This is a genomic window from Bartonella bovis 91-4 (assembly GCF_000384965.1).
GTDB classification, from domain to species: domain Bacteria; phylum Pseudomonadota; class Alphaproteobacteria; order Rhizobiales; family Rhizobiaceae; genus Bartonella; species Bartonella bovis.
This window is the reverse complement of record NZ_CM001844.1, coordinates 1,209,601-1,233,571: the sequence shown is the minus strand read 5'-3', so window position 1 is coordinate 1,233,571 and position 23,971 is coordinate 1,209,601. Positions and strand designations below refer to the sequence as shown.

Sequence of the window (23,971 nt, the reverse complement as noted above, 5' to 3'; positions counted from 1 at the left end):
AGAAGAATAACCAAAATATACTTTCAGAGTAGCTTAAAGAGAGCTTCGATATATTTGCAGCTCTTAAAGGGGGTGGTTTTGCAAATAAATATTAATTATTCTTCTTTTAAGTGAATCAGAGGGACAGATTTTTTAATTGTAATTGCTATAAAAGATGCAATCAAGGCTTTTAAAAAATCGCCTATTATAAAACTTAATGAGCTCGTCAAAGCTACCAACCAAGAAATTTTAGCAACGTAGGCTAACCACAATACTCCAAAAAGATGCACAATCCCAACACCACCTATGATATTTATGATTACTAATGTTATAAAATTTAACCGTAGCCAAAACAATTGGACCATGAAGCCAATAAAAAATGCAGCAATTGGAAAACCAATCAAATAACCACCTCCCACTCCTAAAAAGCTACCAATGCCTCCACGTCCACCAGCCAACAAAGGTAGGCCAATGGCAACAAGTAAGAGAAATAATGCTGATGCTAAAGCTCCTCTTTTTGCTCCAAGTATAGATCCTGCTAACATTGGCCCCATGGATTGAGCGGTAATGGGAACTCCGTTAAAAAAAGGGAGAAAGATAGGAGGAAAAAGACCTAAAATTGCATAAAGGGCAACAAATAAAGCGGTATAAGCTAGATCTTTTGTAGTCATCAAATTATTCTTTCAATATGAGTGTTTCCATCATCCTTAGAAAGTGTATCATCAATATTACCGTCATAAGAACGAGCCTCTAGTGCCTCAGCAACTTCTGAAGCCATTCTTATTATTCGTATAATTATAGGTATTGCAAGAGCTATAATATTTGTATCCAATCCACGTGCTTTTTGTGCTTCACGTACTTCATTGAATTTTTCATTAACAACTGGAATAAATCTGATTGCCATAGATAAAATTATACTCAATTTTGATGGATTGATACCAAAGCGTCGGAAAGGTTGAAGTCCTGCTTCAATTGAATTCATCATATCAGAAACTTTTGTTGTGAATGAAATAAGGGATGCTAAAGGAATAAGAATAATAAAATGTAGTATAATTTCAAAGCCCGTCAGCCAACTATTAAAAATAGCTTGAAAAATAAATATAAGGATTAAAAATATGCTTACCAGTTTAAGCTGTCTTATTATATTGCTCAAAGGAATCTTAGCAATTCCATATAATAAAATTACTAATAATAAAAACAGGCATAAAATAGGTATAGATGAAACTATGGATATAATAGTTCCACATGCAGTAAGAAAAAGTAGCTTAACTCCCGGTCGAAGTCTATGAATAAATGTATCTCGGGGAAGGTATAGACTGATCATAACATTTTCATCATATATTCTTTGATAGCAACTAAAGGCGTATCATCAATAATTATTTCCCCTTTATCGAAGACTAATACTCTATCAAACTTTTTTAGAAATTCTAAATCATGCGATACAACAATTGCTGTTTGTGGTAATTCTTCTATGACTTGTGCAACTTTGCGTTTATTACGTAAATCGAGTAAAGTTGTTGGTTCATCAAAAATAATATAGTCAGGTTTCATGACTATCACACTTGAAATGGCGATTAATTGTTTTTGACCACCACTTAGTAAATGCACAGCATGATTTTTGAGATTCTGCAGATCATAACGTTGCAAGATCTCATTAACACGTTGCCTAATTTCCTCTTTACTTAACTTCAAATTTTTAAGGCCAAACGATAAATCCTCATGCACCAATGGTAATACGATTTGATTATCAGGATTTTGAAAGACAAATCCTACTTTACTTTTTACTGCTTTTGCATCGCGCTTTGTATCCAATCCATCAACGCTTACAAAACCACTTGATGGAAGTTGTAAACCATTAATAAGGCGAACAAACGTACTTTTTCCAGAACCATTCGCACCAATAATTGCAACTCGCCTTTCAGTAAGCTGTACAGTGATATTTTTTAAAACACATAAATCACCAAAGATTTGTGTCACTTTATCAAATTTTATTATCCCCAATAATTTATTCCAATCAATTAATTGATATTACCTCTTCTAGAGTTATCGCTTTAATTTATACGCTAACAGTAAAAGTAGACACCATATAGGAATGATAACAACCGCCAAACTCATATCAGGCATGTGTGCAGGGATATATGATTCAATAAAGGTTTGTCTAATTCCCATCGTGTTAAAGAGTTGAATCATTAACCCATTTTCTCTAAAACCGCTTGCAAACATAATGCCAAATAAAACTGTAAGAAAGCAAAGACAAAGATAATTTGCATAAGGATACAAACCAAATCCATAAACAAACGGATCTTTTTTGTCTTTATGGGCTTTTCGAAATTTTATATGAATAATAATAATAATCGCCCACGTAAGGGCTGCTGTTGCAGTTGTAATGCTCATGATATGGATAAAAATATTTTCTGGTATAAAGAAGTTAATAACAACTATTATTGCAGTACAAACCGATGAAAAAAGAATAGCAATATAAGGAACACGAGCAGTATTTAATTTACTAAAAATACGCGGTGCGTTTTTTTGTGTAGCTAAACTATAAAGCATACGGCCATTGGAATACATACTACTATTGTAAACTGAGATGGCAGCTATAATCACTACTAAATTCAAAATATGGCCAGCTGCAGGAATGCCAATTGTTTCAAAAATAGCAACAAAAGGACTACTGCCTTTTCCAATCATATTCCATGGAATTATCATCATAATGACGCTAATAGAACCAACATAGAAAATAATAATCCGCCACATAACTTTACGAATGGCTGTTGGAATTGTTTTTTTGGGATTTTCTGCCTCTCCAGCAGCGACACCAATAAGCTCTATTCCCCCGAAAGAGAACATGACTATAGTAGTAGCTAGTACAACTCCCATTGCCCCATAAGGGAAGAATCCACCATGGTCCCAAAGATGGTGGATGCTTGCTTGAGAGCCATTTATTCCAGTAACAATAAGAAAAATTCCAAAAACAATCATACCAACAACAGCGGCTATTTTGATAAAAGCTAAACCAAATTCAAATTCTCCATAAAGGCGAACATCAATAAGATTAACTAGTGTAACAAGTACAAGAACAATAAAAGCTGATTTCCAGTGATCAATTAAGATCCAATGGTCAAGATACAAACCAATCACTATAAGTTCAGTCATGCTAACAACAATATAAAGAAACCAATAATTCCAACCTGTGATAAAACCAGCCAAGTGTCCCCAATATTTATAGGCAAAAAAACTGAAAGCACCTGAGGTTGGCTCTTCTGTTAACATTTCCCCCAACATTCGCATAATAAAATAGACAATCAATCCTCCAATAAGATAGCCTAAAATAATTGAAGGGCCAGCTAATTGAATAGCTTCTGTTGATCCATAAAAAAGGCCCGTTCCAATCACGCCCCCTAAAGCAATCATTTGAATGTGGCGACTTTGAAGACTACGCTTCAATTCATTATTTTTTTCTTCAAGCATTATTATTTATTACTCTTGTGATGTTTAACTTTTATAAACATAGTCTATAATGTAACTATTTTTTAGCGCGTTACACGGATATTCTATTAAAATATAACTCGGCATATGCTCCTCTATTATTTGTTTGAATTAATGATATTAATTTTGTCATATTTGACTATTATAATATCAATAATTAACAGTAGCATACTATGTAGATGCATCATATGGATTACAACACAGTTAGATCAAGTTTTAGTATAGATGCGGATTATGAGAAGCTTCTTTTAAAATCCGTTATATCTAGCAATGTAAAATAATAACTCTTTAAAAGACTTTACTCTATTGAAAGTTTTTAGAATCTACCTCTTTAACAACCACAAATTAAAGTCTTCTATTTTGAATATACACACCATCTCATGATCACTATGGATCTATTTTAAGAACACTGAATGCTTATTCTGATTAATTTGAAAATATAAAGCTTTTTATAACTTTCATTCACAATCCTTATTTAACGAAAAATCTGTACGCAAGAGCACCAAATATGCTGAAATGGTTTAAATGTCTATAACCCTAATAAAGTTATTTTTTTAAAGCTTCTTTGTGTTTTTAAAAGTACTGTGGGTCTTCTTTACAATAATATATTCCGAAATGATAATGACTCGCTTTTGTAAAGGTAGCCTTTGAAAATAATAATAAAAATATAACTAGTTGTATTAAAATGCTCTTTTATCAAATAATTATGATATTAGTCCATTTTATTCATTGTAAAGTGCTTTTTCCTTTTTTAACACAGATATCGTTTGCTTAATAAAGATATTTTAACATTATTTTGCCACTTTAAAAGTATAATATACACTCTTAAAGTGGGTGTAATTGTAAATTGAGTAAAATGTTTTTCTTGTGTTTTGTACTAACGAAAAGCAAAAAGTACTGCTTTATTATTAATTCCTGTAAATCTTTTTTTCCAATCCCAATAATAACTAGGTCTTACGAATTTTTATAGAAGATTTGTATACTTGCTTTTGCACATACTTTTGGGTTATTACCCTCGAACTATTTTTTATAATTAATAAATTAAGTTTAATGCCGCATTAGCTCAGTTGGTAGAGCACATCATTCGTAATGATGGGGTCGCTGGTTCGAATCCGGCATGCGGCACCGTTTTTTATCTTTAATATGTTGGAGTATATAGATTTTTACTTGATTGAATGATTCTCAGTCTACCTTTTATGGTTTATATAATTTTGTCTAAATTATTCTCATTTGCTCTGTATTTTTCTTTGATGTGAAAGCCAGTATTTCTTTTCTTCACCTTAGATTAAGTTTTTTACTCAATCGTATGGTGCAGAAAATATCTTTAATAGTTTAGTGGCCAATGATCGCTGTTAATACACCGAAACTAAGTGTGTCTGCGCACGGATTTCGACCTTTTGACATATTTAATTGTCATTATCAATTATATTTAATAACCTTTCTGTTGTATGTTACCTAAATTAGGTAGGGATACTCAAGAATGATCTTCTCTAATGTGAATGGTTTGCATTAGGGTCTGTTTTTTGCTTTGTTTAGTTCTACCAAAAAGGTGTCAACAGTCTTGTTTAGTGTATTTTATCTGTTTGTTATCCCAATGAGAACGCACTAAATTTTGATATGTAAATGAATTAATTAATATGTGAACTACAAATCATAGTTCACAAAATATATTATTTGCGCTCTATGCAAATTATTTGAAGTTGCATTGATAAGATATAATTAGATTTGATCTTGCTATAAAAAAATACAAATGCATTGGTTTGATTTTTTGGAAATCTTATTATCAACAAGTCCATTGTTTTTTAAAAACTAGAGACACATTAAAACAAAGCTATATACTTTTCTATAAGCTCAAAACGATATCTTTTTAGGAATTGTGAACTTCATTTTGAGGCGTGAAAAAACTTTAATTTGAAAACGTCAAAATAAAATTATAAATTCTATTAAAGCTATAGATTCTATTTAAGATTGTGGCAATTCTGACAGATTCTGAATATCCCAGCCCCTTTAAGAGATTTGTTTTTTATTCAAAGCTTACTTCTTAAGCTTGAATAAAAAAAATTACTCCTGTGTGAAAGAGCACGAAACTAAGATTTTAAGCCCTCAGCACAATGAATCATTACCACAAAATAAATTAAAAATAAACGCCAAATTGTTTTTTTTTAATTCTGCGGACTTTACTTTTTTTATGAGTGCGCCACTTTTATTGTAGTTTCTTTTGAAAAAATATGCGATTAATATCATTATGTGTTTTTCAAGTTATCTCTGGAGGTGTTTATGAATACAAAATGTTTAATTGGCATGTCTGTTGTCACTCTGTTTACAACTTCTATGACACAAGCAGCAGATATTACATTTCCTCAAGAATCAAGACCAATTGTTACATCTGTTGAAGCAAGTTCAGTTATTGCTGCGCCTGTTTTCTCTTGGAATGGTTTTTATCTTGGTAGCCAAATTGGTAGTTTTTCGAGTAAGAGTGACCGAAGTCTATACGCTAAACAAGGGTCTACTGGACAATGGGCGCCGGTTGGAAAAGATACATTGCCCAAGCTTTCTGGTTTTATAGGAGGTTTTTATGCAGGAGCCAATGTTAGTCTCGGGAATAGGCTTATTTTAGGTGTTGATACGGATATAGTTTTGTCTAATAAAAAAAGTACAAAAGTTGTTGATAAGAGGAAGCACGAAATTCCAGAAATGGAAGTTGTGCATCTACAAGGACACGAAGTAGGTGAGATTCCTCTTCAACGACCAGCAGTGGATGGATCTCCTCTACAAGAAGTAGAAATAGATGGAACTCCTGTGCAGTCGGAGGTAAATGGGCATCATGTTGGTAATCACTCTGGATCAGGGGGAGAAGAGCGTTCAGAAAGGTTAGAAAGAGCTTTAAGAGAGTTTCCGTCATCTCCACCATCTCTTCCTGCTAGTGAGTCATCTTATGGTAGCGAAATAGCAGGATCTGTTGGAGTTTATAGTCATACTTTAAAGCAAAAATGGTCTGGTACTACGCGAGTACGTATAGGTTTTGCTGCAGATCGTATTATGCCTTATATTGCTGGTGGTGTTGCTTATACGCAGATTCAAGATATCTTTTCGCAGTCAGTTGAAGTAGCAGGTAAGGAAATAAGCTCCTTTAATTTGTCAGATGAAACAAAAATGATGGTAGGCTATACCTTTGGTGGTGGTGTTGATTTTGCAATGGCTAATAATCTTATTTTGCGTGCGGAATATCGTTATTCAGATTTTGGCAAGCAGAAATTTGCTAAAGACAAATTAGAACTTGATTATAAGACAAATGATTTTCGTGTTGGTGTAGCATATAAATTCTAATTTGTTGTAAAATTAATAATTCTGGAGTTTTGTTTATGAGAGACTTTTGTTTTTGTAAAAGGTGTAATGAAAGGATAGTACTCTTTTAAATTACAAGAATATTAATTGAACAAGATTAGTGTTGTGCTTAGAAAGATGATTAAAAGGATTGAAAGTTTTTAACAAAGGTATTTTAATACAAGTTAAAGTTGTTGCGAGGAAATTGAATATAGTAAGTTATTTGCGATAGAGCTTTTAAAAGTGTCTATGTAAGTGTGAATGATATATTGGTTTTAGTATTTGTTTTCATTATTTTAAAACTGGTGCTTTTAAAAGGAAGGCTGCGCAAGATTTCTTAAATCAATTTGCTCTATTCAACATAAATAAATTATGTGCATTAAAATTCTGAAAAAGTCGTTTATAAATTGTTGTTGAAAGATTTTACACTTTTAGTCATCTTTATTTTAGAAATAATTTAATTACCGATTTTGCAATATTAATAGAATTAAATCTGTCAAAGCTTCTTTTTATCCATTTTCTACATAACCTTTATCTACGTTTTATGTATCATTATATGATACTAAGTTAAAAAATTTAATAATGAAGGTTGGATTAAAGTTGCTTATAGTATAAATTATTTTGAATAGTTAAGGCGGAGTTCTGTTTACAGTGCTGGATTATAATTACAGATAATAAATTCAAGCAATCACAACGTACTGTAATGCTTAATTCTAGTTAATAAAGCTTTAGATAGGTTTTGTGAGTGCGAAAAGCTGGCTGCTTTGACGACTTTTTTGATGAAGATGAATTGAATTATTCTGGTGGGAAGTATTTGTCTACCAAAGCATAAATAATTGCTGTTGTCTCAGCATCTAGAATTCCATCGTAGTTTTCTTGGCGAAAATGAAGCTGAAATGCTCGGATTAGATTTTTGTATCCACATTCAGTTTCTGCATCTGAGGTATCGTATCCATACTGTTTTAGTTTAGCAACAACCTGTTTTTTTGCTTTTTCAAAGCATATGCAATTATGAAATTCTTTTTGATAATAATTTTTTAATTCATCATCATACCATGCTCCTATACCTGCTTTATAAAGCTGTTTCCATGGGAAAGATGCACCTGGGTCATTTTTTCTGCCGATGGCAATATCACTGTGGCCAACGACATTGGTTGGCGTGATATCTGGATAACGTTGAAGAATATTTAATGAAAGTTCTTTAATTGCATCAATTTGTATCTGGTTATAAGGGGGAAATATGAATACTTCATTTTCAGTGGTTGCTAGATTAACGATTTCAATTCCAATGGATGTATCATTTAGATTATTGTGTTCGCTCCATGAGCTTATACCAGCATGCCATGCACGTTTATTTTCATCAACTAAATTAAAAATACGCATATCCTTAAAGCCGGCTTCAAGATAAGTCTCCTCTGAAGGATCAGGTACAAGATAGTGAGCACTAACTAAGGGGCCTGTGAGAAGTGCGATTGACGTTTCAAAATTAACAGCAGTGTAGTGCATAACTAAAAAACGAATTCGATGATTAAAGCTCTGTATAGCGCGATAGCTATTGTAATCAATTTTATACATAGAAATTTTCTTTTTAGAATTCACTTATGTCTATGAATTATAACAAAACATATGGATTAATATTGGCGTTATTTGGGAAATTATTTACACTACTGTTCTCCGTTAGGAATCATGATTAAGTATTATACCATTATAAAAATCCTCTTTGAAGTAAGAACGTAATTTAAAATAAATATCTGCTTTTAGATTTTATTTTTGAATAAAATTCACAAATTATGATTCAAAAAAACACGTTATGTGTAAATTAAAGGTTATAAAGCTTAGACAGGATTTACACTGTAGAATAGCTTCAGATATTCTAAGATATAGCATCTTTTAAATATCCGATTCGGAAATAATTATATTTTCATTATGACGTAAAAGAACAAAATTACTTTTTGTCAAAAATAATTAAATTCATTTTACTATATTTTACAAAAATAAAATCGTTTTTAAGCGACTCTGATGAATACTATTTAAATTTAATCAGGTTGTAGAATTTTATTCTCTTATCTTAATTTGTATTGCATTAATGTAAAAACAATGTTAATGAAACACAAATTGTATAATGCCTTTTTGTTTATAAAAAATTCATTTTGATTTATATACCCCTTACAATTTTACACAAAACGTAAAAAAAAATCAAGAAACATCCCTACATTTTCAACACAATCATTCAATTATCCACGCATTTTCACTGCTACCCCAAACACACCAAACAAAAAAACCATCACCATCATCAACGAACTCCCTTACAAAACCAAGTAAAAACAAAACACAACCAAAACTTTTATTCCAAACTGTAACTTTATTACCACTTTACCAACAACCCAAAATGAACTATACACACAAAATCAAATACACCTTTTGATACAAATAACTTTTAAAGGTAACTTTATTTCAACTCTTATATTTAAAAAACTGAGGTAATTCATGATTAAAACATCTAAAGAAAAAACATACTCAAACAATATCACAACACCAAATTCCTTCTCACAAGACACAAATACAACATTACCTAATGAATCATTTTTAAATAGGGTAATATATTCTGCTAAAAAAGTATAACAGAAAACACTCTCTCAATGCTTAGAGGTGTTTGTTTTTTATATGTTTTAGATTTTGTATATTTTAGCGTATTTATTAGTTTTAGAGAGTTTTTTTGTTTATGGGTTTAGGTCATGGTTTAAGGTCTAGGCGCTTTGTTTGATGTTTTGATTTTATGTGTGTTTTGTTTGTTGTTTGAAGATGTGTGTTTTGGCTTTGTGGGTGTTGAGAGTGTTTTATATTAGGGTATGGTGTTTTTAGGTAAGGGTTAGAGTTGGGAGGATTTTATGGGGTTTAAGCCATTTTAGTATGGTTTAGTTTTAGTTTTCTTTTTTTTAGAATAGTTTAGTCTCTTTTAACCTGACAGGTTAAAGGGGAACATGTGGGTTATGGTTATGCGTTGTGTTTTTAAGCATCATGTTTATTTATGTGTTGTCTCAACCGCTCTTATGGCTGGGCTTTCCCTTATAACATCTCATACTTCAAAGGCGTATGCTAAAGACCAGAATTGTGGGAGTAGTGGTGGTGGTGTTGTTAAAACTATTCAGCATAATGATCAGCCGATTGTGTGTAGTAGTGGTGAGACAAGGATACTGAGTAGTACTAGGGGTGGTAAGGAGATAAATATAAATATGGATACGGGCCCTGGTGAGGCTGCTGGTGCTGCTGTGACGGTGAAGGATGGGGCAAATATTACGATATTAAAGAAGATAACGGTTACGGGGTCGGGGGGGAAGGGGAGTGATCAAAAGCCGGTGATTAAGGTGCTTAATAAAGGACAGCTGACGTTGGATGAGGATGTTGATGTTGGGGGGGCGACGGGGATGCAGAAGGCAATAGTGGTTGATGGGTCAGAGTCTTCTGTTACGTTGAAGGGGAAGTTGACGGGGTTTGAGAGGGTACAGGTGAAGAATGGGGGGGCGGTGACGTTGTTGAAGGATGGGGTGAAGGGGATTGAGGGGATGAAGGTGAAAATTAATGATGGGGGGATGGTAAATATGATGGGGGATGTGGCTTTTAATAGTGTTGGTGGAGCGGGGATACAAATTACGGGGGATGGGGCGGGGAAGGCTACTGTGATGGGAGTGGGGAGGACGATGACTGTTAATGGAAGTGGGAGTGGGATACAGATGGAGGGGTCGGGAAATGCTGATGTGATGAGGTTGAAGATTAAGGGGAGTGGGGGGACGGGGGTGAGGGTGCAGAATGAGACGGGAACGATGACTTTGATGGGGGTGGAGATTGAGGGGTTCAAAATGGGGGTGAATGCGCAAAGTGGGACGGTGAAGATAAATGGGGAGTCGACGATTACGGTTAAGGATGGGGGGACGGGGATAAGTATGTCAGGAAGTGGGGCGACGGTGAAGATGATGGAGGGGAAGATTATGGGGAGTGGGGGGAATTTTGGGGTGCAAATGATGGGGGGAACGGGGACGGTGGAGTTGACTAGTGTGGGGATTGAGGGGGTTAAGAAGGGGGTGGATATGCAGGCTGGGACGTTGGATATGATAAAGGGATCGATTAATTTTACGGGTGGGAGGGGGAATTATGGGGTGCAGGTGATGGGGACGGGGACGGCTAATTTGACAAAGGTGACGATTACAGGAGAGGGGAGTGGAAAGGGGGAGGGTAAGGGGGTGATTATGGGGAGTACGGGGGAGATGACGATGACCAATGTGAATATTTCAAAGGTTAAGGTGGGGGTGGATGTGACGGGGGGGACGTTGAAGATGATGGGGGGGACGGTGACGTTTACGGGTGGGAGCGGGAATTATGGGGTGCATGTGCAGAATGGGGTGAAGATGGCTAATTTGACGGATGTGACGATTACGGGAAAGGGTGGACAGGGGACGGGGGTGTATGTGGAGGGGACGGGGAGTGCTAGTATGATGGGGGGGAAGATTTCAAATGTTGAGAGTGGGGTGTATGCAACGGGGATGGGGAATTTTGAAAATGGATGGGACGACGATTACGTTTAAGAATGGGGTTGGGAGTTATGGGGTGAGGGTGGGGGAATTGGTGACGGCTAATATCACGGGGGCGACGATTAAGGGAGAGGGGAGTGGAAAGGGGGTGTGGATGGATGGGACGGGTGGGACGATGACGATGAATAATGTGACGATTTCAGATGTTGATAAGGGGGTGGAGGCGACTAATGGGAAGTTGACGATAAGTGGGAACTCGACGATTACGTTTAACAATGGGGACAGGAATTATGGGGTGAAGGTGGGGAGAGAGGTGGAGAGTGCTACTTTGAAGGATGTGACGATTAAGGGGGCGAGGAGTGAGGGGGGAAGTAAGGGGGTAGAGGTGAGCATGGGGAGTTCGAAGACGATGACGATGACTGATGTGCGGATTTCAAATGTTGATAAGGCGGTGTTGATGAATGGGACGGGGGAGATGAAGATGAATAATGTGCAGATTTCAGATGTTGCAATGGGGGTGGAGGCAACGGGTGGGAATTTGACGATAAGTGGGAACTCGACGATTACGTTTAACAATGGGGACAGGAATTATGGGGTGAAGGTGGGGAGAGAGGTGGAGAGTGCTACTTTGAAGGATGTGACGATTAAGGGGGCGAGGAGTGAGGGGGGAAGTAAGGGGGTAGAGGTGAGCATGGGGAGTTCGAAGACGATGACGATGACTGATGTGCGGATTTCAAATGTTGATAAGGCGGTATTGATGAATGGGGCGGGGACGTTGACGATAAGTGGAGTGCAGATTTCAGAGGTTAAAATGGGGGTAGAGGCAACGGCGGGAACGTTGACGATAAAGGGGGGGGAGATTGGGTTTAAGGATGGGAATGGGAATTATGGGGTGAGGGTGCAGAATGGGGCGACGATGGCTACTTTGACAAATGTGACGATTACGGGGAGTGGGAATGGGAAGGGGGTGATAAAGGAGGGGACGGGGGAGATGACGTTGAATATGGTGAATATTTCAAAGGTTAAGGTGGGGGTGGATGTGAAGGGGGGGAATTTGACGATAAGTGGGGGGGAGATGACAGAGGTGCAGACGGGGATAACTATGTCAGGAAGTGGGAAGTTGACGGTGAATAATGGGGCGGAGATTACATTTACGGGGAGTGGGATGGAGAATTATGGGGTAAAGGTGGGGAGTGGGGTGGAGAGTGCTACTTTGAAGGATGTGACGATTAAGGGGGCGAGTGGAGGGACGGGAACGGGGGTGGTTATGGATGGGAAGACGTTGGAGATGACTGATGTGACGATTTCAGATGTTGCGATGGGGGTGGAGGCGAAGGGGGGGAATTTGACGATAAGTGGGGGGGAGATGACAGAGGTGCAGACGGGGATAACTATGTCAGGAAGTGGGATGTTGACGGTGAGTGGGGCGAAGATTACGTTTACGAGTGGGGTGGGGAATTATGGGGTGAAGGTGGGGAGAGAGGTGACGATGGCTACCTTAGACGGGGTGACGATTAGGGGAGGTGGGGCGACGGGAACGGGGGTGTATGCGTCGGGGGCGAAAGCGGTGACGATGACTGATGTGACGATTTCAGATGTTAGTGAGGGGGTGGAGGCGAAGGGGGGGATACTAGCGATGAAAGGAGGGTCAATTGGGTTTATGGGAGAGTATGGGGTTAGTCTTAACCAGGGTGGGGCTGCTTTAAAAAATGTCAGAATGACTTATACGGGTAGCAGTCCTACAGCTGACTTCATTAAGGTTGTGGATGGGACAGTTATCGCTGAGGGTATCAAAATCGATGGAAATGGTTATGGGCAGGGGATGAGTGTAACACAAAAAGGCCATGTCGTGTTGATTAAGCCAAATTATATCAATGTTGATAAAGGCATGACTGTTTCAGAAGGTATTGTCCGTATGTTTGGAGGGGAGATTGGGTTTAAGGGAGAGTATGGGATCAGTCTTAACCAGGGTGGATTTGCTTTTTTAGGAGGGGTCAATATCATGGGAAGTGGAACAGGAAAAGAGGGTATCAAGCTTAATGGGGGAATGATTGATCTGTTCGGGACAAATATAAGAGATGTTCATAAGGGGGTGACGATTACAGAAGGGATTGTCCGTATGGAGAAAGGGGAGATTGGGTTTAAGGGAGATTATGGTATAGGTCTTTCAAAGAGCATTGCTGCTTTAAAGAATGTCAGAATTACAGGTCCTAGTAATAAGGGTACAGGGGTGATTATGCAGAATGGGGTGGGAGCGGTGATGATGAAGGAGGTGCGGATTTCAGAGGTTAGGACGGGGGTGGAGGTGATAAGTGGGAATCTGATGATGCACAAAGGGTCGGTGGAGTTTAAAGGTGGGGATGGTATCAGTCTCATAAGGGGAAATGCTGCTTTAAAGGATGTCAGAATTACAGGGCAAGGTCATGAGACAGAGGTGGCGGTAAAGGCGCTCATGGGAACAGTGGCGATAAAAGGGGGGGAGATGTCAAATGTTGGAACAGGGGTAGAGGTGAAGAGTGAGGGAGCGGTGTGGTTGATTGATACAAAGTTGAGGGATGTCTATAAGGGGGTGAGTGTCGAAGATGGGGTTGTTCATATGGAGGGAGGAGAGATTGGGTTTATGGGAGAGCGTGGTGTCAGTCTCACAAGGGGGCAGGCTTTGTTAGATGATGTCAGTATTACAGGACAAGGTGATGAGGGTACGGGGGTGTATGCAACGGGGATGGGAACGTTGATGATGAAGGAGGTGAAGATTTCAGAGGTTGATAAGGGGGTAGAGGTGATAAGTGGGAAGTTGATAATGCACAAGGGATCGGTGGCTTTTAATGGAGGTTACGGTGTCAGTCTCATAGGAGGAGATGCTTTGTTAAATGGTGTTAGCATTACAGGACAAGATGATAAGGGTACGGGGGTGAATGTAGGGGGTGAGGGGAAGATGGTGATGAAGGATGTGAATATTTCAGGGGTGCAAACAGGGGTGTGGGTGAAGAATGGAGCGAATGCTATTTTGATGGGAGGGGAGATTGGGTTTAAGGGATATTACGGGGTTTATCTCATAGGGGGAAATGCTGCTTTAAAGAATGTCAGAATGACTTATATGGGTAGCAACAAAACAGCTGAATTCATTAAGGTCAAGGGTGGGACAGTTATCGCTGAGGATATAATTATCACGAGCACTACAGACAATGGGCAGGGGGTAAGCGTAAATAACGGCGGACGGGTGTGGTTGACTGGTACAAACTTGAAAGGTGTTCATAAGGGGATGACGATTACAGAAGGAAGTGTCCGTATGGAGGGAGGAGAGATCAATTTTAAGGGAGAGTACGGTGTTTATCTTAACCAGGGTGGGGTTGCTTTAATAGCGGTCAAAATGACTTATACGGGTAACAACAACGAAGCTGAATTCATTAGGATTGTGGGAGAGGACACTACAAATGCTATGGAAAAGACGGGTAAAGTACAAAAAAATGCTGTGGTTGTTGCATCACATCTCACGATCGATGGAAATGGTTATGGGCAGGGGATGAGGGTAGTTGACGGCGGACGGGTGGTGTTGATTAAGCCAAATTATACAAACATCTACAATGGAATGGCTATCACAAAAGGTACTGTCCATATGGAGGGGGGGGAGATCAATTTTAAGGGAGAGTACGCAGTCTATCTTAATCAGGGCCATGCTTTGTTAAATGGTGTTATTATGAATTATACGGGGAATAATCCAGACAGTACTTTCTTAACGGTCTATGGTGCAGGAAATGCTAAAAATTTAGCAGAGATTAGAGGTAGGGGCATCAGAATCAATGGAAATGAAAAGGCGCACGGGATAAGGGTAATTGACAAGGGAATGGTCGTGTTAGAAAATGCGATTTTTCACAAGATGAGCAATGGGGTAACTGTTACTAATGGGGGAAGGGTCGTGTTAGAAAATGCGATTTTTAGCAAGGTGAAAAGCGGTATAACTGTTATTAATGGGGAATTCTCTATGAAAAAAGGGTGGATGACGTTTAACGGAGAGCACGGTATTAGTCTCCATACGGGGTATGCTTTGTTAAAGGGGGTGATTATGAAATATGAGGGTAGCAAGGCAACTAAAAACGCTCAGGCTACAAACTTCATCAAAGTCAAAGGTAAAGGTGCAAATTTTGCTGCTATAAAGGTTATGGTCATTGGAAATAATAAAACACAGGGTGTTCATGTGACTGATGGTGGGTATGTGATGCTCGATTACTCACATATAACAGGTGTAAAAGAGGCAATAACCATTCAAGACGGGTCGTTGTGGATGAAAAATGGGGTGATTAATTTTGGGGGAGAGTATGGGCTGAAGATGAAGGGGGGAAGAGTCCTTTTAAGTAATGTGCAAATGAACTCCACCAGTAATAATAATACAGAGTTCATCATGGTTGAGGGAAAAAGTGCGAAACTTAAAGCAGTAGGTGTGATAATTAACGGAAATGATACAGGAAAAGCTCAAGGAATAAAAATAGCAAATGGGGGACGGGCCTGGTTGATTGGTACAAATGTGAAAAAGGTTAGCACAGGAGTTGCTGTTCAAAATGCTCAAGTGACTATGATTAGTTCTTCGGTGAGCTTTACAGAAGATTATGGGGTTAATTTAACTTTCGGAAAAGCTATATTAAATAAAGTAAATATAACACACACAGGTAGTAATAATGCAGATCTCATTAAAGCTCATGGTAAGGGTGCAACTCTTGTAATAAAAGAAGCTACAATTAGAGGAAGTGGGGAGTGGGGCAGGGGATTACATATTACAAATAATGCAAAAATAACCCTTCTTCAATCCCAATTAACAGATGTTGATAAGGGAATCTATATAGATAGCGGAATAATAAATATTAAAAATTCAACTATTACAATAAATGGTGAAAATTCTTACGGTATAAGTCTTTGGGGGGATGAAAAATCAGTACCCGAACCACATTTTGAAGGATCGCGGAGATCTATACGTAGTTTAGAAGAATTGCCTCCTATGCCAAAAATAAACAAAAAACTAAAAGTAGGATTTGTTAATTTAGTGCATACAGCCTTAAGGGTTCCAAATAATATAGTTATTCATGGGAATGCTGCTAAAAGTCTTGTTGCTTTAAAAGATTCAGAGATCTCTGGTAAATTATTATTAAAGGCTGAAAATAAATCTTCTGTAGTAATTATGGCCGATAAATCCTCATTATTTGGTAATTCATATGTTGCTCCTAAATCTAAGGCTCTACTTTATCTGACTAATAAAGCTAAATGGTTTTTAACAGGTGGAGAAAATCAAGAAAATTCCTCCTCATTTATTTCAAGTATAATGCTTAAAGATAGTGCTATCATTTTTGATAGACCAACTACAGAAAATTATCAAACGCTGCGCGTTGGAAACGGACCTCATAGTGTTTATTTTGCTCATGGTAATGCAGAACTTCATCTTAATATTCAAACAAATCGCGATGGTTCATTTGAAGATCGTAAAGTTAATCGTGTATTAATTCACGGTAATGTTTTTGGGGTCACTAAAATTCACGTACGCGATGTATCAGATAATGAAAAGGGGGAGGTACGTGAAAATAATGTTCACCAAAGTGTATCGATGGTACAGGTTTCTGGGTCTGCAAAGAAGGATTCTTTCATATTGCATTCTGGTTATGTGACGCTAAATAATTCTCCTTATCAATATCATCTTGTTGCTTATGGTCCTGACTCCGACAAAGCGGCAGATTCTCAAAAAAGATTGGTTGAAGGGGAGGGGGACTTTTGGGATTTCCGCCTTGAAAATAAATATATTGATCCTGACACTCATTCTCGTCATATAGATAAGCCACTTAAACCAGCGATTGTTCCACAAGTTCCAACTTATCTGCTTTTGCCTAATGCTTTGTTTTATGCTGGGTTGATGGATGTCAACAATCAAACCGAGCTGTTAGGGACAATGGTGACGTCGTTTGATCCATTTTTTAGTGGAAAGCCGGCTTTTTCTATACGTGGTTATGGTGGTAGTCATAATTACACCTCTAATTTGTCTTCTTCAGAGTATGGTTATAACGGAAAGTTTGGTTACCATGCGATAGAGGTAGCTGCTCTTTTGAGTAGGTTGGAAAGTGAACAAAATAGTGCATTTATTGGAGTTATCGGAACTTATGGTAAATTATCGCTCCAACCTCAAGATGTTGAAAAAAGTAAAAAAAGTGCTTTTAATAACTGGTCTTTAACAGCTTATGCTAGTTTGCAACATAATACAGGGGTTTATGTCAATGGTCTTTTATCGTATGGTTTATCTCGAGGAGATGTTGAAACGCTTGCACGAGGCAAAACAGCAAGAATAACAAGCAGACCATTGCGGGCATCTTTAACAGGTGGTAAGACTTTTTTGACTGGGTATGAAGGTCTTATTTTTGAGCCACAAATGCAGCTTGTTTATCAATATTTGATGTTTAATTCCGCTCGGGATATTGACGGATTTAGTATTAATATGGGATCTCCTAATCGACTAACAGCGCGGCTAGGTGGGCAGCTTGCTCAAGAATTTGCTTCAATAGAAGAAGATAGTTCAGTTTCCTTCTATGGAAAGCTGCATCTTATGAGTAGCTTTGGAGGAAAGCAGTTTGTGCAGTTTAAAGATACATTCCAGGTGGGTATGTTTGGTTCTTCTATGGAAGCAGGGGTGGGTGTGCAAGCTCAATTGTCCTCGCAGATAGCTGTACATGGCGATGTGGTTTATCAACAAAAATTAACTAAAGCTGGTCTTTCGGGAAGTACTTTCTCAGGAGGGTTACGTTATCGTTTCTGATTGATCTTTTGATGTTGTGTCAAGAGATGGAAATAAGGTGTAATATGTGTGCATTCTTTTAAAAAAGTTTCTATACGAAAGTTTGTTATGATAAAATAAATCTGAGAGTACGGGGGGATGATAAAATTACTTAATCCTATATAGAATAAAGAAGTAATTTACTTCAAATGTTTGTATTATTGAATACAACTTTCTTGGAAAGATAAGAGTAAAATGAAAAATATGATAACTTATATTATTTATATTGTAAATTTGTAATTATAATGTTATCATAATAATAACGAGGGAGGAAAGTATGAGAAAACTTGTTTTTTCTTTTTTAATATTTATATTTTCATTTCTGTTTTAGCTAATGATCTTAATAATCTAGTATATCGAGCGGATAAGAAGGATCCTGAAACTGTAAAAAACGCTAAAGGATTTTATCTAAGGGGTGTAAATGGATCACAACCCTTTGCGCCCCCGTCAGACATAAATCTATGGAAGCATGTAATCGATATAAATTTATGAGAACATGTAGAGGGCGTTCGTGGTGGTTATATATCAACAACGACTTCTCAAGACGTTGCAATTCGTTGGAATCATAATGGTTATGTTTATTATATAAGAACAACGCCTAATTTTATTGATGTTAATGCTACATTAAGAGAGTATTCTCCATTTCCAGAACAATTCGAAATAGCTGCATTAGGTGGTGTTTGTTGGGAGTAAGTAGTAATAAATGGAAATATTGTTGGTGAATTCATTCCTAATCCAGACTATAATGATAGACTATACGGAAATTTTGCACCATCAGGCGCTCAACTGCAGTTAGCTGGTTTTCCTGATGATCATTATGAACCGTGGGTTGCTTTTGCTAGTTGTGAATTAAAATCAGCATGTTCACCGAATAAATCAGTCCAGGAATTTGGAACAGATTGGTTTTGCAAAGTTACCAATCTGTAATAGCGACAGTGGTAGCTGTTCTTGATTAGAAAGTAACTAGATACTCAATATACCTAAATCTTGAGCTTATTTATGCTTTATTATAATAAGATGAAAGAAAGTTATTTGTTATTTTATTGTTCTTTAATTTTAAAAGTATTTCTAGTTTAACTGCAATAATTTTAATAACAAAATATGCTAAATTTAAATAAACTAGAGTATTCATACAAAATTTACTTTTGTGTTATGAATAACGATCTTTAATTATTTTAAAAAAGATGTAATGATAGTAGTGAAAAAGAAAAGATAAGTATTACTTGAAATAAAGATCTTTATAACAGAACAATAAATGTAATAATGACTTATAAAATACATTATAAATGTATAAAATATACTTGAAATTACATTGATTTTACTTTAAAATAAAATATTTTATTTATCTTGTGAATTTAATAAAAGATCTTGTTGGGTACGAAGATGTATAATACATTGGTCTTTAAAAAGGCTAGTATTATATTGTGTGATAATTTCATTCTTTTTAATCTCTGATGTAACTGTGGCCTTTTCTAAAAGGCCACAGGGAATGGCTTTGTGTATACGTGCCTCTAAAGCGCTCATTGTCCAAGCACGGTAAGTGTATAAACCGATGGCATCTAATTGATCGCCAGGATGAAGATCTTTTTTTGCAACAGCACAAACTTCTGCTACTGGGTAATTAAGTGGTGTCATATCCGCTTTACCATAAAGCACTACACGTGCACAGGTAAGTGGAACTTCCATTGAAGTTAAGTGATATGGGCGATAAAAGGTAAAATATGGCCCTTCACCGATCTTTAAATCTTTCATACGTTCACGTAGACGTGGATGTGTTATCTCGGCAATTACAAAAACACCAGGCGATACTCCTTGACCTGTTGAATAATCTACAACGCCATACCTATCTAAAATACCACCATCTTCCTTTGGAATAAGTACTTTATTTAAATCTTCAAGTGATGCTTGTGGACCGTGCATCCCAGGGCAATCTGGAAGAAGGCCTGTAGCATTAGCAATAGCTGCCATTTCAACCATCGTTTTAGAACCATCAATAAATTCAACTAACATACGGACATTCATATTTCGTCGTAAAGCTTCTTCTTCATACAAATCCGGTATAGCATCAAAAATAAGTGGATTATTTTTTCCTTTACCAGCTGCAACAATCTTATGCCCAAGAGCTGAAACAAATTCGATAAGCTCCATACAAGAAGAAGGTTCGTCACCAGCACCAAGCGTATAAATTAAACCTCGTTTATCAGCTTCATATTTAAGATAAGCACCAACTGTAACATCTGCTTCAACATTCATCATAACAAGATGCTTATTATTCTCGAGTGCTTTAAGACCAACTTTAGCACCTGTTTCCGGATGACCTGTCGCATCAACAATAATATCAATTTGTTCATGACACAAAATAAGATCTAAATCGTCCGTAACAGCAATTATCTTTTTCTCAATAGCTTGAGTTAAAGCTGTAGCATTCTCAACTTCGCATACATGACCTTCTTCACCATATGCCAAAACAGCAGCATTAAAAACACGTAGCGGCGTTCGAGTAGAAACAGCCGCAATTGTTATACCATCCATATGCGCAACACTTGACAACAAATCTGTTCCCATTTCCCCACAACCAATAAGTCCAATACGAATGGGTTGATTATTTTCTGCACGCTGTTTCAAATCATGTGCTAAACCTGTCAATCTTACATTACTTGCCATTATTTTTTCCATCCGAAAAAATTATTTATTCACGAACACACTTATTTGTTTTTATAATTGATGCTCTAATCAATGGGTTTTATAAAAGCAAGGGAGAATATATAAAGCTTTTGTCAAATAAAATAGGAATGACATTATGCAACGAAAAATAGCGATCCAAGACATAAAAAATTTCATTGGAAAAGAAATTGGTTTATCACAATGGCGCATAGTTACACAGGATATGATTAATCAATTTGCATCTGCAACAGATGATCATCAATGGATCCACGTAGATGAAGAAAAAGCAAAAAAAACACCTTTCGGTGGTACTATTGCTCATGGTTTTCTAACATTATCGCTATTATCTACACTAGCCTATGAAGCACTGCCAAAATTAGAAGGTGCAACAATGGGAATTAATTATGGTTTTGATAAAATACGCTTCATAAGTCCTGTAAAAACAGGCGCACAAATACGCGCCCGTTTCATTTTAGATGATGCAAAAATTCGCCCCTCTGGTAGAATTGTTTTTCATTATAAAGCTACAATAGAAATCGATAAATTAAAAAACCCAGCTCTTGTAGCACATTGGCTTGTTATTGCCATGATTGAAGAAAAAGAAATAAACTTTTCAGTTTCTTAATACTTCGTTTTATCAAATTTCTGCGAAATTCGATTACCAAACCATTGAACAAAAATATTGAAAATAATCAAAAAAACAATAACTATTGTCATAATGGAAGTATTATAACGCTGATAACCATAACGGATCGCCATATCACCCAAACCTCCACCACCAAGATATCCAGCAAGTGAAGTAGCACTAATAAGAGAAATCACCATAACCGTAAAACCAGTAATTAAACTAGAAAGCGCTTCCGGAATAAGTACATATCTAACAATTTGAAAACGACTAGCTCCCATAGAACGAACAGCTTCAACCAAACTATATTCAACTGTTTTAAAAGATAATTCTGCTATACGAGCATAAAAAGGAATAGCCGAAATAGTAAGAACAAAAATTACAGAAAAAATTCCCACACCGCTTCCTACAACAATACGAGTAACAGGAAGAAGATAAAAAGCAAGAATTATAAAGGGAATAGCACGCACACTATCAATAATAATACTTAAAGGACGGTTGATAAGACGTGATGAAAAAAGACTCCCATGTGCAGTTGCATAAAGCAACAAACCAAGCGGAAGGCCCACAATAAGCGCCATAAAAGAAGCACTAATGGTCATAAATAATGTATCAAAAATGGCACCAGGGAGTTCACGAAAAAGAACATTAAACATAACCTAAAACCTCACAATATCGTCCTCTTTCCGTCAACCATCTGACTGCTTTTTCCAAAGCCACTTTATCTTGACTTGGGAAGCCTAAAAAAAGACGACCTATAATCTCACCCTGAACTGTATCAATGCCACCATGCAAAATACGTGCTCTTAACCCTACTTCATCTTCAATAAGACTTAAAAAAGGTTGCTGAGCAATTTCACCAGCAATGTTAATTTCAATAACGGCTTCTTGCCCCATTGGTTTAAGTTTTTGCGCCAATTCTTTAGGAAGTTGTGGCGTTACAAGTTTCAACATAGCAATAGTTGTATCTTCCTGCGGTGACGTGAAAATGTCTTTTACACATCCTTCCTCCACAATACGCCCTTGATTTAAAACAACAACACGATGTGCAATAGCGCGAACAACTTCCATTTCATGAGTAATAAGTACAATAGTTAAATTAAGACGGTTATTGATATCAGCAAGAAGCTCCAAAATAGACTGCGTTGTTTCAGGATCAAGCGCAGAAGTTGCTTCATCTGATAATAATATTTTAGGATTAGCCGCTAAAGAACGTGCAATTCCAACGCGCTGTTTTTGCCCCCCTGAAAGTTCTGCAGGATAATGATGCTCTTTTCCAGATAATCCAACCAATTCAATAAGCTCAAAAGTACGCTGATAACGTTGTTTTTTATTTACACCTGCTAATTTGAGAGGTAACGCAATATTATCAATAACTTTTTGTGAAGATAAAAGATTAAAATGTTGAAAAATCATCCCAATACGTTGACGATAAGGTGCCCATTGTGTTTCTGACAAATTTGAAACATTAACACCTTCAAAAAAGATACACCCTTCATCAATCTGTTCTAGCCCATTTAAACAGCGCATAAGTGTAGATTTTCCTGCACCACTACGCCCGATAATACCAAGAATTTCACCTGTATGAATATCAAGAGATAAATTATCGATTGCTGGAGTAGATGCAGCGCTAGAAAAATAGCGGCTAACATTTTTTAAAGAAATAAGAGCAGAGGTTTCCATTCGTAATTACCAAGATGTTTGAACAGCTGTACCAAAAACCTCTTTAAGTTTCGCACGTACAGGTTCGCTATTATAAGCAGCCACTAATTTTTTAACCCATGGCTCATCTTTATCAATAGTGCGCACAACAATGACATTATTGTAAGGATTATTTTCTACCTTTTCCCACACAATAACATCTTTTTGTAAGTCTAATCCACTAACCAAAGCCCAATTTGTATTTACAATCGCAATATCAAAATCGTTGATTGCTCGCCCTAGAATACCAGCATCTAACTCACGAATCTTTAAATTTTTAGGATTTTCAATAATATCAAACGGAGATGAAAGAACATTCTGAGAATCTTTTAACTTAATAAGACCTAAAGAGTTTAAAAGAAGCAAAGCTCTCCCACCATTTGATGGATCGTTAGGGATACCAACATTTGCTCCATCACGTAAGTCTTTTATATCTTTAATTTTACGTGAATAAATACCAATTGGGGCGATAAATGTATAGCCAGCGATCGAAAGTTTATAACCACGCTGCATAATTTGATTATTTAAATAAGGTGTATGTTGAAAAGCATTTGCATCAATATCTCCCGCATTAACAGCATCATTGGGCAAAGCGTAATCAGAAAAATAAACGAGTTCAACATCCAGACCAGCTTTTTTAGCTTGCTCAATAGCAACCTTCCAAACAGTTGCTTCTTCCCCTTCCATAACACTAAGTTTAATTTTTGACTTATCTGCTGTCATAGCAAAAGGAACATGTAAAAAAAATGTGGAAAGAAAAAGAGATATTCCTATTACAATATACCAAGACAATTTATTCAATGTCATATGTGTTTATCTTTCTTCTATTTTTCAAGATTCTTTAAAGGAAAAATCTAA

General features: G+C 36.9%; 13 protein-coding genes, 1 tRNA gene and 1 pseudogene. 6 read left to right on the top strand and 9 right to left on the bottom strand.

Annotated elements, in window-relative coordinates:
* Nucleotides 1-95: 95 nt before the first annotated feature.
* Genes BBBE_RS05340 through BBBE_RS05325 form a run of 4 tightly spaced genes read right to left on the bottom strand, consistent with a single transcriptional unit; the run spans nt 96 to nt 3,450 of the window.
* A complete protein-coding gene (locus BBBE_RS05340) occupies nt 96-650 on the bottom strand; it encodes a biotin transporter BioY (protein ID WP_010701524.1) in 555 nt (184 codons plus the stop codon).
* Complete coding sequence (locus BBBE_RS05335; protein WP_010701523.1) at nt 650-1,303, bottom strand: energy-coupling factor transporter transmembrane component T family protein; 654 nt, start codon at nt 1,301-1,303, stop codon at nt 650-652. The genes BBBE_RS05340 and BBBE_RS05335 overlap by 1 nt, the downstream gene beginning before the upstream one ends.
* The gene (locus tag BBBE_RS05330; protein ID WP_010701522.1) at nt 1,300-1,980 is read right to left on the bottom strand and encodes an energy-coupling factor ABC transporter ATP-binding protein; all 681 of its coding nucleotides are present in this window, start codon (nt 1,978-1,980) and stop codon (nt 1,300-1,302) included. Before BBBE_RS05330 ends, BBBE_RS05335 begins: the two co-directional genes overlap by 4 nt.
* A 42-nt stretch (nt 1,981-2,022) precedes the next feature.
* Nucleotides 2,023-3,450, bottom strand: coding sequence for an amino acid permease (locus tag BBBE_RS05325; RefSeq protein ID WP_010701521.1), 1,428 nt, complete (start codon nt 3,448-3,450; stop codon nt 2,023-2,025).
* 1,070 nt (nt 3,451-4,520) lie between these two features.
* Here BBBE_RS05325 and BBBE_RS05320 point away from each other — a divergent pair.
* Nucleotides 4,521-4,593 (top strand) — tRNA-Thr (locus tag BBBE_RS05320).
* A 1,152-nt stretch (nt 4,594-5,745) separates the two neighbouring features.
* Entirely contained in the window at nt 5,746-6,795 is a 1,050-nt protein-coding gene (locus BBBE_RS05315; RefSeq protein WP_010701520.1) for an outer membrane protein, read from the top strand.
* 792 nt (nt 6,796-7,587) lie between these two features.
* Here BBBE_RS05315 and BBBE_RS05310 read toward each other — a convergent pair.
* The gene (locus BBBE_RS05310) at nt 7,588-8,367 is read right to left on the bottom strand and encodes an N-acetylmuramoyl-L-alanine amidase (RefSeq protein ID WP_010701519.1); all 780 of its coding nucleotides are present in this window, start codon (nt 8,365-8,367) and stop codon (nt 7,588-7,590) included.
* 1,415 nt (nt 8,368-9,782) lie between these two features.
* On the opposite strand from BBBE_RS05310, the gene BBBE_RS05305 reads away from it, so the two are divergent.
* The 3 genes and pseudogenes from BBBE_RS05305 (at nt 9,783) to BBBE_RS07680 (ending at nt 19,050) form a co-directional block, all read left to right on the top strand.
* Nucleotides 9,783-11,372, top strand: a complete 1,590-nt coding sequence (locus BBBE_RS05305) for a hypothetical protein (protein ID WP_152023183.1) — start codon at nt 9,783-9,785, stop codon at nt 11,370-11,372.
* A complete protein-coding gene (locus BBBE_RS07130; protein WP_010701517.1) occupies nt 11,320-18,105 on the top strand; it encodes an autotransporter outer membrane beta-barrel domain-containing protein in 6,786 nt (2,261 codons plus the stop codon). The genes BBBE_RS05305 and BBBE_RS07130 overlap by 53 nt, the downstream gene beginning before the upstream one ends.
* Nucleotides 18,106-18,429: 324 nt before the next feature.
* Nucleotides 18,430-19,050 (top strand): annotated as a pseudogene (locus tag BBBE_RS07680) (enterotoxin A family protein).
* Nucleotides 19,051-19,461: 411 nt separating this feature from the next.
* Here the strand turns inward: BBBE_RS07680 and BBBE_RS05295 are convergent.
* Nucleotides 19,462-20,787, bottom strand: a complete 1,326-nt coding sequence (locus tag BBBE_RS05295) for an NAD(P)H-dependent oxidoreductase (protein ID WP_010701516.1) — start codon at nt 20,785-20,787, stop codon at nt 19,462-19,464.
* A 136-nt stretch (nt 20,788-20,923) separates the two neighbouring features.
* Between BBBE_RS05295 and BBBE_RS05290 the strand changes: the two genes are divergently transcribed.
* Nucleotides 20,924-21,412, top strand: coding sequence for a MaoC family dehydratase (locus BBBE_RS05290; RefSeq protein WP_010701515.1), 489 nt, complete (start codon nt 20,924-20,926; stop codon nt 21,410-21,412).
* Here the strand turns inward: BBBE_RS05290 and BBBE_RS05285 are convergent.
* Genes BBBE_RS05285 through BBBE_RS05275 form a run of 3 tightly spaced genes read right to left on the bottom strand, consistent with a single transcriptional unit; the run spans nt 21,409 to nt 23,920 of the window.
* Nucleotides 21,409-22,068 (bottom strand): methionine ABC transporter permease, encoded by a 660-nt coding sequence (locus BBBE_RS05285; protein ID WP_010701514.1) that lies wholly within the window; start codon nt 22,066-22,068, stop codon nt 21,409-21,411. The two genes, BBBE_RS05290 and BBBE_RS05285, sit on opposite strands and share 4 nt — an antisense overlap.
* Nucleotides 22,061-23,095 carry a methionine ABC transporter ATP-binding protein gene (locus BBBE_RS05280; RefSeq protein ID WP_010701513.1) on the bottom strand — a complete coding sequence of 345 codons (1,035 nt, stop codon included), beginning with the start codon at nt 23,093-23,095 and terminating at the stop codon, nt 22,061-22,063. Before BBBE_RS05280 ends, BBBE_RS05285 begins: the two co-directional genes overlap by 8 nt.
* Nucleotides 23,096-23,101: 6 nt before the next feature.
* Nucleotides 23,102-23,920 carry a MetQ/NlpA family ABC transporter substrate-binding protein gene (locus BBBE_RS05275; protein WP_010701512.1) on the bottom strand — a complete coding sequence of 273 codons (819 nt, stop codon included), beginning with the start codon at nt 23,918-23,920 and terminating at the stop codon, nt 23,102-23,104.
* Nucleotides 23,921-23,971 lie beyond the last annotated feature (51 nt).